The 15,022-nt window shown below is 38.7% G+C and carries 8 protein-coding genes and 2 pseudogenes; all 10 read right to left on the reverse strand.

Going from position 1 to position 15,022, the window contains the following annotated elements; translation table 11 throughout:
* Positions 1-16 precede the first annotated feature (16 nt).
* Positions 17-295, reverse strand: coding sequence for a DUF503 domain-containing protein (locus tag QRN68_RS00670; protein WP_285394631.1), 279 nt, complete (start codon positions 293-295; stop codon positions 17-19).
* Positions 295-2,574, reverse strand: a complete 2,280-nt coding sequence (gene infB, locus QRN68_RS00675; RefSeq protein ID WP_285394632.1) for a translation initiation factor IF-2 — start codon at positions 2,572-2,574, stop codon at positions 295-297. The genes QRN68_RS00670 and infB overlap by 1 nt, the downstream gene beginning before the upstream one ends.
* Before the next feature lie 14 nt (positions 2,575-2,588).
* Positions 2,589-2,897: a YlxQ family RNA-binding protein gene (locus QRN68_RS00680; protein WP_053483263.1), complete on the reverse strand. Its 309-nt coding sequence runs from the start codon at positions 2,895-2,897 to the stop codon at positions 2,589-2,591.
* Positions 2,894-3,172 (reverse strand): RNase P modulator RnpM, encoded by a 279-nt coding sequence (gene rnpM / locus QRN68_RS00685; RefSeq protein WP_068983119.1) that lies wholly within the window; start codon positions 3,170-3,172, stop codon positions 2,894-2,896. The genes QRN68_RS00680 and rnpM overlap by 4 nt, the downstream gene beginning before the upstream one ends.
* A 187-nt stretch (positions 3,173-3,359) precedes the next feature.
* Complete coding sequence (gene nusA, locus QRN68_RS00690; RefSeq protein ID WP_285394634.1) at positions 3,360-4,499, reverse strand: transcription termination factor NusA; 1,140 nt, start codon at positions 4,497-4,499, stop codon at positions 3,360-3,362.
* 30 nt (positions 4,500-4,529) lie between these two features.
* Positions 4,530-5,000 (reverse strand): ribosome maturation factor RimP, encoded by a 471-nt coding sequence (rimP, locus tag QRN68_RS00695; RefSeq protein ID WP_285394635.1) that lies wholly within the window; start codon positions 4,998-5,000, stop codon positions 4,530-4,532.
* A gap of 767 nt (positions 5,001-5,767) precedes the next feature.
* A pseudogene (locus QRN68_RS00700) lies at positions 5,768-7,171 on the reverse strand (PolC-type DNA polymerase III); the annotation flags it as partial.
* A gap of 109 nt (positions 7,172-7,280) precedes the next feature.
* Entirely contained in the window at positions 7,281-9,107 is a 1,827-nt protein-coding gene (gene ltrA / locus QRN68_RS00705; protein ID WP_285394636.1) for a group II intron reverse transcriptase/maturase, read from the reverse strand.
* Between the two features lie 726 nt (positions 9,108-9,833).
* Positions 9,834-12,761: pseudogene (locus QRN68_RS00710) on the reverse strand (PolC-type DNA polymerase III); the annotation flags it as partial.
* 362 nt (positions 12,762-13,123) lie between these two features.
* Complete coding sequence (locus QRN68_RS00715) at positions 13,124-14,830, reverse strand: proline--tRNA ligase (protein ID WP_285394638.1); 1,707 nt, start codon at positions 14,828-14,830, stop codon at positions 13,124-13,126.
* Positions 14,831-15,022: the final 192 nt, after the last annotated feature.

Here is a 15,022-nt window from a genome sequence, read left to right on the forward strand (position 1 = left end):
AACGATCTAATGTTACTTATAAATAGTCTCGCCACACATCTAGCTGTTCCCAAGATGGATTTGACTGTAAGTAGTGGAGCGCATGATTAATTTCCCGCTCGGCAGCTTCTTTTGATGAAGAAACAGCAACAAGCGCTAATTTCGTGCGTTGCCATACATTTTGATGGTCAATTTCCGCAATAGAGACATTAAATTTTTGCTTAGTGCGGGTAATCATACGCTGTAAAACAGCACGTTTTTCCTTCAACGAATGAGCAGTTTGAATAATAAATTCAACCTCTGCATAAACAATCATTATACGCGTTTAACTTCTTCCATAATATAGGCTTCGATAATATCGCCTTCTTTAATATCGTTGAAGTTTGTAATTGTAATACCACATTCGTAACCTCTTGCAACTTCTTTAACTTCATCTTTGAAACGTTTTAGTGTATCTAATTCACCTTCAAAAATTACTACATTTTCACGGATTATACGTACGCCAGAATCACGAGTTACTTTACCTTCTGTTACGTATGAACCAGCAATAGTACCAACTTTTGATACTTTAATTGTTTGTCGAACTTCTGCTTGACCAATAATTTTCTCTACGAATTCTGGATCAAGCATACCTTTCATTGCTTGTTCAATTTCCTCAATTACTTTATAGATAATGCGGTGTAGACGAATATCTACGCCCTCTTCTTCTGCTGCACGTTTTGCATTGACATCTGGACGAACATTGAAGCCAATAACAATTGCATTTGAAGCCGCAGCAAGAGAAATATCTGATTCTGTAATCGCCCCAGCGCCAGTGTGAATAATTTTCACGTTTACGCCTTCAACATCAATTTTCATTAATGATGCAGCCATAGCTTCTACAGTACCTTGAACGTCAGCTTTAACAATTAAGTTTAGCTCTTTCATTTCGCCTTGACTCATTTGTTCGAATAAGTTATCAAGCGTTACGCGTTGTTTTTCTGAGCGTTGTGCTTGAATGGCTGACATTGCACGAGTTTCTCCGACTTGGCGCGCTGTTTTTTCGTCTTCAAAGACAACGAAACGGTCACCAGCTTGTGGTACATCATTTAAGCCTGTGATTTCTACTGGCGTTGATGGTCCAGCTTCCTTCACACGACGGCCTTTGTCATTCACCATTGCACGTACACGTCCATAAGTGTGGCCGACAACAATTGGGTCCCCAACCTTTAATGTTCCGTCTTGTACTAAAAGCGTTGCAACAGAACCTCGACCTTTATCTAGCTGTGCTTCAATTACTGTACCAAGTGCTAAGCGATCAGGGTTCGCTTTTAATTCTCCAACTTCAGCGACAAGTAAAATCATTTCAAGCAATGTGTCAATGCCTTCACCTTTTAATGCAGAGATTGGTACGAAAATAGTTTCGCCGCCCCAAGCTTCAGGAACTAGGCCATGCTCTGTTAACTCTTGCATTACTCGGTCCGGATTCGCTGATGGTTTATCCATTTTATTAACTGCAACGATAATTGGTACTTCTGCTGCTTTTGCGTGGTTAATCGCTTCTACTGTTTGTGGCATAACACCATCATCCGCAGCTACTACTAAAATTGTTAAGTCCGTTACTTTCGCACCGCGCGCACGCATCGTTGTGAAAGCAGCATGTCCTGGTGTATCAAGGAACGTAATTTTTTTGTCGCCTTCAGTTACTTGATAAGCACCGATATGCTGAGTAATACCGCCAGCCTCTCCAGCTGTAACTTTTGTGTTTCGGATAGAGTCTAATAATGTAGTTTTACCATGGTCTACGTGCCCCATAATTGTCACTACAGGAGGACGTTCTGATAAATCCGCCTCGTTAACTTCTTCTGTTTGTTCGAAGTGTGTTTCTAAATCCGTAATATCTACACGAATTTCTTCTTCAACTTCTACACCATAGTCTGCACAAATTAATTCAATTGCATCCTTATCTAATTCTTGGTTAATTGTTGCCATTACACCAAGCATAAATAATTTTTTAATAATTTCTGATGGTTCACGGTGCAGTTTTTTTGCTAATTCTGCTACTGAAAGTGATTCAACAAAAGTAATTTTTTCTGGTAATTCCTTTTGTTTCACTGGTTGACTTGGTTGATGTGTTTTTGGATGGCGACGTTTTCCGCCGTGAATTCCTGGTTTTGGACGTTGGTTGTAACCACCGCCACCTCTGCGATTATTATTATTATTGTTATTATTGTTATTTTGTGTCATATTTCTATTTTGGCTACCTTTTATATTCTTAGATTTTTCGTTAGACGAATTTGAGTTTTGATGCGTTTGTTGCTGATTATTAACTTTAGGCTTAGAAGTAGCAGATTGCTGCTTTTGCCCTTCTTGCTTTTTCATCGATTGCTGTGATTTTTGTTGGCCATTAGCTTGTGATTTCTGCGATACGTTTTGAGTAGGTTTCTTCACTTCTTTTGTAGCTTTAAATGATTGGTTTAACTTTGATACTATGTCTTTTTCTAACATTGACATATGGTTTGTTACACTCACATTTAATTGACTTAGTGCTTCAATAACCTCTTTACTCGTTTTATTCACTTGTTTCGCATATTCATGAACTCTGATTTTGGTCATCTGCTCACCCCCGATTATTTTTCGTTGAGTAGACTAGACAATTTGCTTGCAAAACCTTTATCGGTAATAGCTAAAGCCACTCGGGCCTCCTTACCTGTAGCATGTCCTAAATCATAACGATCACCAATTACATGATACTCAACGTTATAGTACGTGCATTTATCTTGAATTTTTTTGCTAGAGTTTTTAGAAGCATCGTTTGCAAGTAGTACTAGCTTAGCATTCCCATTGCGGACTTCCTTTACTACTAACTCTTCTCCTGAAATCACTTTACGTGCTCTTGCCGCTATCCCAAGCAAATTATGCACTGCTTGATTAATCATATAATAGACTCCCTACGAATTAACAAAATAAGCTCATCGTAGATTTCTTCAGGGATTTTTACATCAAGTTGGTGCCCTAAAACATTTTTCTTTCGGGCGATTTCAATCGCTTTTTCCGATTTAGAGACATAGGCACCACGTCCGGGTTTTTTTCCGGAAACATCAACACTTACCTCGCCCTCTTTCGAACGAACGACACGAATCATTTCTTTCTTTGGTAGCATTTCTCCAGTAGCTACACATTTTCGAAGAGGTACTTTTTTATTAATAGCCATAAGAATCACCTTTCCTCTCTGAAGCTTGTCGTAAGAGGTGGACTAAGCCATGCACTACATTGGTCATATACTTAGATTTTAAATAAGTATCAAGATATTTTCCATTGTAGGCTCTGCCATTATTCAGTCGGCGCAACCCAACGCCCACTGAATAATGGCAGTTAACTAGTCACACGGGCTTTCTTACTTATTCTTCGTCGTCTTGATATAAGTCAACTGCAACATCATCAAAATCACTTTCTTCATCCTCAGCAGGTATGAAAGTGCTTGTAGCAGATGGATAAATACCTAACTCACGAGCATCCGTTTCACTCTTAATATCAATTTTCCAGCCAGTTAACTTTGCAGCTAAACGTGCATTTTGACCACGTTTACCAATTGCTAATGATAATTGATAGTCTGGTACGACAACCGTAGTAGATTTTTCTTCTTCATTTACTTGAACATCTAATACCTTTGATGGGCTAAGAGCATTTGCTACAAAAACAACTGGATCTTCTGACCATTCAACGATATCGATTTTTTCGCCGTTTAATTCATTAACAATTGTTTGTACGCGCGCGCCTTTTGCTCCTACACATGAGCCTACTGGATCTACTTCTTCGTTATGTGCATGAACAGAAATTTTAGAACGATCTCCTGCTTCACGAGCAATTGATTTAATTTCTACAATACCTTCATAGATTTCAGGTACTTCCATCTCAAATAGGCGGCGTAATAAACCAGGATGTGTACGTGAAACAATGACTTGTGGTCCGCGTGTTGTACGTTCAACCTTTGTAATATAGACCTTGATGCGATCGTGTGGACGATATGTTTCACCTTGAATTTGTTCGTTTTGTGGTAATGCAGCCTCTACTTTTCCTAGACCTACGTAAATATTACGAGCATCTAGACGCTCAACTACACCAGTCACGATATCATCTTCACGGTCCACATATTGCTCGTAAATTAAGCCACGTTCTGCCTCACGTACACGTTGAGTAACAACTTGTTTCGCTGTCTGAGCGGCAATACGACCAAAGTTTCGAGGTGTCACTTCCTGTTCAACCACATCTTCCAACTGGTATGCAGGGTTGATCGCCTTTGCATCTTCTTCAGAAATTTGCAAACGGTCATCCTCTACTTCTTCAACAACATCTTTACGTGAAAAGACACGAATAGAGCCCTTATCTAAATTTAAGTCAACCCGAACATTTTGTGCTTGATTGAAGTTGCGTTTGTAAGCAGTAACTAATGCCGCTTCAATCGCTTCAATTAACACATCTCTTGAAATTCCTTTTTGTTCTTCTAGCGCATTTAGCGCATCTAACAAATCACTACTCATTTTGTTTTCACTCCTAAATATGCAATATGCTTAAAAATCGATGGCTAGTCGTGCCAATGCGATTTTTTCTTGTTCAATTGTTACTGTAATTTTGCGCGTTTTAATGCGTACTTCTATCACTAATGTATGTTCATCATATGACGTTAAGTAGCCTTGGAATTCCTTCATGTCCTTGATGGGCTCATAGGTTTTAACATAAATAAATTTGCCAATCGCATTTTCAAAATCAGCATCTTTTTTTAATGGACGTTCTGCTCCAGGTGAAGAAACTTCTAAATAATAGTTTTGTGTAATTGGATCATTTTCATCCAATAGCAAACTTAGTCGTTCACTAACTTGAGCACATTGTTCAATGTCAATTCCACCCTCAGGTGTATCTACATAAACACGTAAAAACCAGTTACGTCCTTCTTTTACGAACTCGACATCCACTAACTCAAGATTCAACTCTTCAACAATCGGTTTCGCGAGCTCTTCAATTAAAGATGGTACTTTGCTCATTGTTTCCTCCTGTATCTATGAAATTCTGGCGTAATAAAACAGAAATTCCACCAGTAGCTTTGGTGAAATTTAACGGTCTTACCTGCTGTTAGTCAAAAATTTGTTTTGCTACGGTATAACAACAGAAAAGAGCGGGAAGGTCCCACTCTTTTGCTGGAAAAATATCAACAAATTATTACCATAAGGATAGCATAGTTTACAGCACAATGCAAATTTCCTTATTCTAGACATCTAATCAATTATGCCTCGGCATAATTGCGTCCGGAGGCTTTAACTTCTTTCAGCGGATGTTTGGACACCCGCTGAAAAAAGTTAATATAACCTTAATTGTGTCTAGAAATTGAAATTTTCGCTTAAATTAGGGTTCATCACCATAACGTGGGAGTTGATTTCCGTTCTGGCTAGGCGCTTTGCCGCTGACGCTTCGCTTTCGCGCAGATAAAACATTTGTTGCTGTCGCTTCGCTTTCGCACAGAGCAAAGCTTCCTGGGGGCGTCCGATGAGCAGCTTGGGCCTACACGATGTAGGTCACGAAGGCGTTATCACAGGACGTGATGTTTTTAGCCTTCGTTCCTCTGCCTGCTCGCTCCAGTGTGTCCTCTAAGCCGCTAATCCCCAAGGAGTGGCTTAGCCGTACCGAAGATCAACTTTTAACATGGTATACATTTTAACAAATGTCACCCTCAACTTTATAAGCCTTATTTTGAACATAAGGCTTATAAGTTATTTGTTATTGATGAAGATGCCTTCAGACTAACCTTCTTATTTTAGAAAAGTGATAACTGATTAGCATCTGGCATTCCCTCTAAACAGCCCAATTGATCCATGTATTCTATTAATGTCTTGGATACACGACCTCGTTGCTGTAAATCTTCCTTCGATAAAAATTCTCCGTCCTCTCGTGCTACCACAATTTGTTTAGCAACGTTCGTACCAAGTCCAGGAATCGCGTCGAATGGTGGAATTAAAGAGTTCCCATCAATTATAAATTCACTAGCCTGCGAACGATATAAGTCCACCTTCTGGAAGCTCATACCACGCTCACACATTTCAAGTGCTAGTTCCATTACAGTTAATAGGTTTTTTTCTTTTGTGGAAGCATCTAAGCCCTTCATATTGATTTCATCAATTTTTGCACGAATCATTTGCGGACCCTGTACCATCGCAATTAAATCAAAATCATCTGCACGAACTGTGAAATACGCTGCGTAATAAAGGATTGGGAAATGTACCTTAAACCATGCAATACGCACTGCCATTAACACGTACGCGGCAGCATGGGCTTTCGGGAACATGTATTTAATCTTTTTGCATGAATCGATATACCAGCCCGGTACTTTATTCGCTAACATCTCTGCTTCAAACTCGTCAGATAATCCTTTCCCTTTACGTACGGATTCCATAATTTTAAACGCCAGTGACGGTTCTAGCCCTTGGTAAATTAAATACACCATAATATCGTCACGACAGCCAATTACTTCTTTCAGTACACATGTACCATTTTGAATTAATTCTTGTGCATTGCCGAGCCACACGTCTGTACCGTGTGAAAGTCCTGAAATTTGCACAAGCTCCGAGAATGTTGATGGTTTTGTATCTTCAAGCATTTGGCGCACAAAACGAGTACCAAACTCAGGTATGCCCAATGTTCCCGTCTTACAACCGATTTGTTTTTCTGTTACGCCTAAAGATTCTGGAGAACTAAAGATTTTCATAACGATTGGATCATCTGTCGGAATGGTTTTTGGATCTATTCCTGATAGATCCTGCAACATCCGAATCACAGTCGGATCATCGTGCCCGAGAATATCCAGTTTTAAAATATTATCGTGAATAGAATGGAAATCAAAGTGTGTTGTACGCCATTCTGAGTCCTGTGCATCCGCAGGAAATTGCACTGGTGAGAAGTCGAAAATATCCATATAGTCTGGTACTACGATAATCCCCCCAGGGTGCTGTCCTGTTGTACGTTTTACGCCTGTACAGCCTTGCACTAATCGATCTACCTCAGCGCCGCGGAAATGTAGGTTGTTATCATTAGCATAGCCTTTTACGTAGCCATACGCTGTTTTCTCCGCAACTGTACCGATTGTCCCAGCACGATATACATAATCTTCACCGAATAGTACCTTCGTGTAGTTATGGGCTTGTGGTTGATATTCACCGGAAAAATATGACGATAGGTAAGCGTTTGATATGATCTCCAGCTTTTCCCCCGTCCCACACCGTACGTGACCCTTTCGGCGTCATACGGCGTTCCATCGTTAACTTTGTTGAAATTTATAAACTAAGCTTTGGATTTCCTACTTCCGTTCTTAGTTCGTTTAATTTATTTATTGCTTTCTTTTCGAATCGAGCTAATATCTTTACATAATTTTTATTAGCGAGCGGGTCCTTTGTATGGACAAGCATGTGATAACTCCTGTTGATAATAATCAAGTTATCATAGTCGTCAGTTCCACCGTGAGCTGTCGGCTTAATATGATGACAAACGGCTTGATGTGGAGTAAGTCTTTCTCCTGTTATACCGCAACTCCCTTTTTGAGCCACATACTTACTCAGGCGATTATTTTCATACAAAACACTCTTAGCTTTATATATTCCTTTACGAAACATCTCAATTTCACGAACAGACACATGTTTTAAATCTTTATGAATTAAGGACCTGTCTTTCTCATTGTAAATCGTAAATTCAGGCTTTCTTTGTCCTCGTATATCATGTCGAATTGCTTCAATAGGATATACCAGCAATCCATTACTTTTAAATCTTTGATAATTGTAACCCCCATAAAATTTATCAATGACATTGTTTGTTTCCTTCGTTTTCACAAATATGTTTCTAAACAACAATGATTTGATATTTGGATGAACTTTATGTCTTATTGCATTGAAATCTTGTGATATCCTGGTCGCAATTTTGTAATAGTTATGCAGTCCAAGAATATTAGCATTAAAGTTCATCACTTTTTCTGGAGTAGGACTTTTTCTAAGTTTAACTAACTGATACCTTATAACCCCTTGCACTTTTTCTTTTGCTTTAGGGTCCATTTTAGAATTTACGATATACCCTGTTTTAGCGTTACCTTTTTGAACAGCCCTAAATCGTATCCCTAAAAAATCTGTACCATTTTTACGAAGATTTGTGATTTTACTCTTTTCTTTGCTTACCTCAAGCCTTAATCGCTCTTTTAGCCATTTTTCAACAGCTATTTTAATCTTTCGGGCGTTTTCAAAAGAGTTTGTAAAGATTTTAAAATCATCTGCATATCTAACAAGGTACATAGGCTTTAGCCTTGTTTTCTTTAGAGCATCCGTTTTATTTCGTTTCAGTTTATAAGGTACTTCCGTTGGCTTTGATTCCCACTGATTCGATACCCACCAATCTAATTCGTTCAATACTATATTAGCAAGAAGCGGGGATAAGATACCGCCTTGGGGAGTTCCCTTTGTTGGAATACCTTCACCAGTAATTTCAGCTCTTAGCATCTTTTTAATAATTGTTAAAACTTTTTGGTCCCTTATACCAATTGTCCATAATTGCCTCATAAGCTTTTTATGATTAACGTTATCAAAAAATCCTTTTATATCTATATCGACCACAAAGTGTTGATGACTATGATTTACCAAATGATAACATCTCGCTAATGCATCATGTGTGCTTCTTTTTGGTCTAAATCCGTAGCTTTGAGGATGAAACCTAGCTTCTACAATCGGCTCCAAAACTTGAAGGAACATTTGCTGAATCAATCTATCTTCAATTGTAGGTATTCCAAGTGGTCTCATTTTTCCGTTTGGCTTCGGAATAAACAACCTTTTAACCGAATGTGGTGTATAGTTTTCAAGTCTTTTCCTTATTATCTTTATTAGCTTGTCGGCATTCATTTTGTTTAAATGTTTAATTGTGTGTCCGTTTGTACCTTTCGTTTTACTACCTGTATTACTTTTTAGGTTACGAAAAGCAAGTAAAATATTTTCTTCAGAAATAATCAGCTTATAAATATCTGTAAAGTATCGACCCTTTTCACTTTCTTTAAAGAGATTATCAAATGTCTCTTGTAAGCCAAAATATTCGTTATTTCTTAACTTTTGAATCATTAAGTCAGCCAACTAATCACTTCCTTTACGAAGTTTTCGTTCTCTTTAGTCATACACGAATCTGACTTATTGTAGGTTTTGTTTCAACGTTAACGACTTGTGCCCTTCCCTCTGAAATGTTTTTCCCTCCGACTTATTGGTTATTCAGTCATCAACAGCATTTCTTCGTCGGTACTACGGCACTACTGCCACTCCTTTAAAGTATGTTATAGCTATTTTGCCTTTCCATACACCGTCGTCATTGAAGTGCAACCTTCTCTTACGTTAGGAGCTTCACACGTTCCACTATTTCTATCTGTACATAATTCCCGTAGGTTCCCTCTAAATTCCGCTAGGTTGGATTGTGCCTGTAACACAATATGGATTTTCATAACCAAACGCTTACTCATCCACACCTAGAAGTCCTCACTGGACCCCGTAGCATTTCTACTACGTGACATTTACGAAAAGTCAGTCGAGGGTTCGTCTCGATGATTCTACCGCTACTAACCATAGGAATTTTATAGACGCCAGACCTATCATTCACAAGAGATTTCTATCCCTCTTTCCACAGCCGAACTGTTTGGGTGAACTTCAGCCTACTTTAACGAGCTTCAAACGTTTTGGTGTTTGCAATACCGTCCACGCTTGTCGTAGCTTTAGCGAGTGTGTTTCAAGACGTTACTCTGTCATTCCACACTTTGAAATAGCAGTTCTACCAATTAAGGTGGTTAACCTTTTCAGTTAACAACGTGTCGCACTCAAATCAATATCAGGTACCTTATCCCCTTTAAAGCCAAGGAACGTTTCGAACGGAATGTCTTGTCCATCTTTTTTATAAGGTGTTCCACATTCCGTACAATCTTTATTTGGTAAGTCAAAGCCTGAGCTTACTGAACCGTCATTAAAAAACTCTGAATGCTTACAATTTGGACAAACATAATGAGGTGGAAGTGGATTTACCTCAGTAATCTCCATAAAGGTTGCCACTAAAGAAGATCCTACAGAACCACGAGAACCTACTAAGTAACCATCCGCTAATGACTTTTTCACAAGCTTCGCTGAAATTAAATAAATTACTCCGAAACCATGGCCTAAAATTGACTTTAATTCTTTTTCAATTCGGGCCTTCACGATTTCTGGTAGCTCTTCTCCGTATATAAGATGAGCCATTTCATAGGTTAAATTTGTAACCTCATCATCTGAGCCTTCAATTTTTGGTGTGTATAAATCATCTTTAATTGGCTTTACATCACCAATCATATCGGCGACCTTTTGAGAGTTTGTGACAACTACTTCTTTCGCAAGATCTGGTCCTAAAAAGTCAAATTCCGCTAGCATTTCATCAGTTGTTCTAAAATGAACCTCAGGCAGCTTTGATCTATTTAATATGTTGGCACCACCTTGAGAGCCAACTAGTATTTGTCTGAACATTCCATCTATCGGATCTAAGTAATGCACATTACCGGTTGCTACAACAGGTTTATCGATCTTCTTCCCTAGCTTTACTAACTTGCGAATAATATCTTCAAGTGTCCATTCATCATGTACGACATTACGCTCAATTAACGGTGCATACACTGCCTTAGGTTGAACTTCAATATAATCATAAAATCTCGCAACTTGCTCTGCTTCCTCTGGGGATTTATTCATCATTGTCTCAAATAATTCACCATTACTACAACCTGATCCGACTAATAAACCTTCTCTATATTGCTCTAGGACCGCTCGTGTTACACGAGGTACACGATAGAAAGTTTTTGTATGGGAGTGGGTAACTAATTTAAATAAATTTTTTAGTCCAGCATTGTCTACTGCTAATATCGTGCAATGCATTGGTCGTCCTTTTTTATAAGCATCCCCGCCCCCGATATGCTTATTAAAGTCATCGTGATATTTAATACCTAATTCATCTGCATCTTTTAACAGCTGTAAAAGTAAGAAGCCAGTTGCTTCTGTATCATAAATAGCTCGGTGATGCTGAGTTAAATCAATATTGAATTTTTTACAAAGTGTATTTAAACGGTGGTTTTTCATCGTTGGATAAAGCAATCTGGCAAGCTCCAACGTATCAATAACAGGATGAATTGTTCCCTCTAGCCCAAATTTTTTATAGCCTGTGTATAAAAAGCCAATATCAAACGATGCATTATGGGCTACTACAATACCATCTCCAATAAATGCATGGAACTCCTTAATGACTTGTTCCACTTCTGGCGCGTTACGTACCATATCATCTGTAATGCCTGTCAGTTCAATAGTCGTCGCCGAAAGTGGGTGATGGGGATTGGCAAAGCTTTCGTATTTGTCGATTACCTGCCCATCTTTAATTTTCACCGCGGCAAGCTCAATAATCGTATCGTAAGCAGTAGATAGACCTGTCGTCTCTACGTCAAACACGACATAAGTATCATCATCTAGTAATCGATGCTCAGCTGCATAAGCAATCGGAACACCATCATCTACTAAATTCGCTTCCAAACCGTAAATAACTTTTATACCATGTTTCTTCCCTGCTGCATATGCCTCTGGGAAGGATTGTACAACAGCATGGTCGGTAATAGCCACGGCTGGATGCCCCCACTTCGCAGCCTGCGCAACAAGTCGATCAACTGGTGTAACAGCGTCCATTGTGCTCATTGGTGTATGCAAATGCAATTCAGCTCGTTTTTCTCCCTCTGGTGCCTTATCTTGTCGTGTTTCTTTTTTGATTTCATTGATATCATTTGCCATCACGATTAAATCACGAATGAATGTGTCAGTTTGTACGGAGCCTCGTACTTTTACCCACATACCCTTCTTCAAATGTTGCATAAGTTCCGCATCATCATTATCACGTGAGAACATTTTTACAACGATGGAATCCGTATAGTCGGTAATTTTAATTTGCAACAAAGAACGACCGCTTTTCAGCTCTTTAACTTCTGCATCGAATACAAAGCCTTCAATGATTACACGACGTTCTTCCTCAACAATGCGTTTAATTTCCATTGTTTCATCATCTTTAATTAACATACCAAGCTGGAATGGTCGATCACCAAGATTGGCAAGAGCCGGATTTTCTTTCTTCTCCTTCTCACGTTTTTGGTAATCTTCTATCGCTTGCTGAGCTAAAGCGGCTTCTTCTAAACGCCTCTGCTCCATGAAAGCTTCCTGTGCCGCAATCATTTCTTCTGTTTGATCTTGCAGCACGAAATCGAGCACAATATGTGGAAAGCCGAACTGAGTATAGCTTGCAGATAGCTTTTCTGCATACTTTGTTTTCAGCATCATAAATTCCATTTCCTGCATACAGGATAACGTAATTTTTTGCCCATTCCACATAGGCACTTGCGATACTAGGCAATTTTTTAAAGTTGGTGCCATCTCATCGATTTGCTCTACTACTGTTAACCAATATTGTTGGACAAGCTCCTCCGTCACATTTTTCTCTTCCGTATCAAAGGTTGTGTGGATTTCAGCGATAGCTGAAAATTTCTCAGCTAAACGAGTACGAAAAAGTTGATATAGCGGAAAAGGCAGTATACCTTGTAATTTTATAGTAAAGTTCCATAGCCTGTTCTTTTTGTGTACGGTTAACCGTGATAATTCACCTTCTTCAAAAAAGGACATATACACATCATCTGTTAACTCTAGTTGCTGCAAGAGCATTTGAAACCTCGTTCTTGCTTCTTGTTGCTGTTCCAATCTATTGACACCTACTTTCCAGAAAGAGGCAATGTTAAAAGCCCCTTATTGTATTCCTAAGCAACGTTTACGAATCAAAGAAAAAATTCGCTCCCTTTCCGCAGGTGACCATCAAGCCTCACAAATCCTAAACATCTATGAATTCATGCTTGGCTCGCTGTCCCCGAGAAGTGGCGCGAATTTTTTATCTATTTAATGCCATTTTCATCCTTTTTGGGGACAAGCAGTTCTAAAGGAAAATCAATTATGCCTCGGTATAATTGCGTCCGGAGGCATTAACTTCTTTCAGCTGGTGCTTGGACACCCACTGAAACGTAGCTCATCTCACCACCATTGAGGTGGGAGACTTCAGCTGAAAGGAGTTAATTTTTGCGGAAAAATTCATTTAAACGATCAATGACCTCTTCTTTTTTCCATTCAAACGTTTCGCCTGTTTGACGGAATTTTACTTCAACAATACCTTCAGTTGCTTTTTTACCTACTGTTACACGGACAGGTAATCCAATTAAATCAGCATCTGCAAATTTAACCCCTACTCGCTCTGCACGATCATCTAATAACACATCATAACGGTATGATTTCAATAAGCCATACAGCTCATCAGCTAATGCTACTTGTGTTTCATCCTTTGTATTAACAGGTACAACATGAATATCATAAGGAGCTAATTGTGTTGGCCAAATAAAACCATTGTCATCTTGGAAATGTTCAGCAACAGCAGCTAAAATACGTGATACACCAATACCGTAGCAGCCCATAATAAATGGCTGTGCCTTACCTTGCTCGTCTAAGAAAGTACCATTCATTTTTGCAGAGTAAGTTGTTCCTAATTTGAAAATATGCCCAACCTCAATACCTTCTGCAAATTTGATAATACCGTGTCCATCTGGAGATGGATCACCCTCTTGAATAAAACGAATATCTAAGTATTCATTCACTGCAAAATCACGCTCTGGATTAACGTTTACTAAGTGGAACCCATCCTCATTTGCACCAGCTACACCGTTACAGATTGATTTAATAGCATTGTCAGCTACTACTTTTATGTCTACTGGTAATTTAACAGGACCGATTGAACCAACACCACAGCCTAATAAATCACGAATTGCCTCTTCACTAGCAAGTTCCACAGAATCAGCATTAAGCGCATTTTTAAGTTTAATATCATTAATTTCGTGATCTCCACGAGCAAGTACAACAACTAATTCACCATCAACGTCAAACACTAAAGATTTTATGACAGTTAAAGGCTCAACATTTAAGAAAGCTGATACTTCTTCAATTGTTTTTTGATCTGGTGTTGCCACTTTTTCAAGGTCTTTTAATGCTGCATCTGATGGTTGATAGTCTACAAGAACTTCTGCCATTTCGATGTTCGCAGCATAATTAGACGTGTCAGAATAGGCAATTGTATCTTCCCCAATTTCGGAAAGCACCATAAATTCATGTGTACCTTTACCACCAATTGAGCCTGCATCTGCAATAACTGCTCGGTAGTTTAAACCTAAACGAGAGAAGATATTTGAATAGGCACGGTACATATCATCATATGTTTCATCTAAGCTTTCACGTGACGCATGGAAAGAATAGGCATCTTTCATAATAAACTCTCTACCTCGAAGTAATCCAAATCGAGGACGTTTTTCATCACGGAATTTAGTTTGAATTTGATAAAGTGTTAACGGTAATTTTTTATATGATTTAATTTCATCGCGTACTAAAGTTGTAATCACTTCTTCATGTGTTGGTCCTAAAGCAAAATCACGATTATGACGGTCTTTCAAACGCATTAATTCTGGGCCGTATTTTTCCCAGCGACCTGATTCCTGCCAAAGTTCCGCTGATTGTAACGAAGGCATTAAAAGCTCAATTGAATTGATTGCTTCCATTTCTTCACGAATAATATTTTCTATTTTTGTTAACACACGTTTTGCAAGCGGTAAATACGAGTATACCCCACTTGTATTTTGACGAATAAACCCTGCACGTAGTAATTGCTTATGTGATTTTACTTCTGCATCAGCAGGTACTTCACGTAGCGTTGGGATAAATGTTTTACTTTGCTTCATTCAGTGTTCCACCTTTTTTAATAAATAAGTTTTTATACTCTAATTAGCATAAACAAATTTAGCTTTGAACGCAATGTTTCAAAAAAATTGCGCTCAAAGCTATGTTTTCAATCAGTTCTCACCTTGGCTCATTGTAACATTCGCTAGGGCTTCTCTAAATTATGTTTTCCTTGAAAAACTCAACTCAACTTA

Origin of the sequence: Lysinibacillus sp. fls2-241-R2A-57 (genome assembly GCF_030209535.1) — a bacterium.
Lineage (GTDB): Bacteria > Bacillota > Bacilli > Bacillales_A > Planococcaceae > Lysinibacillus.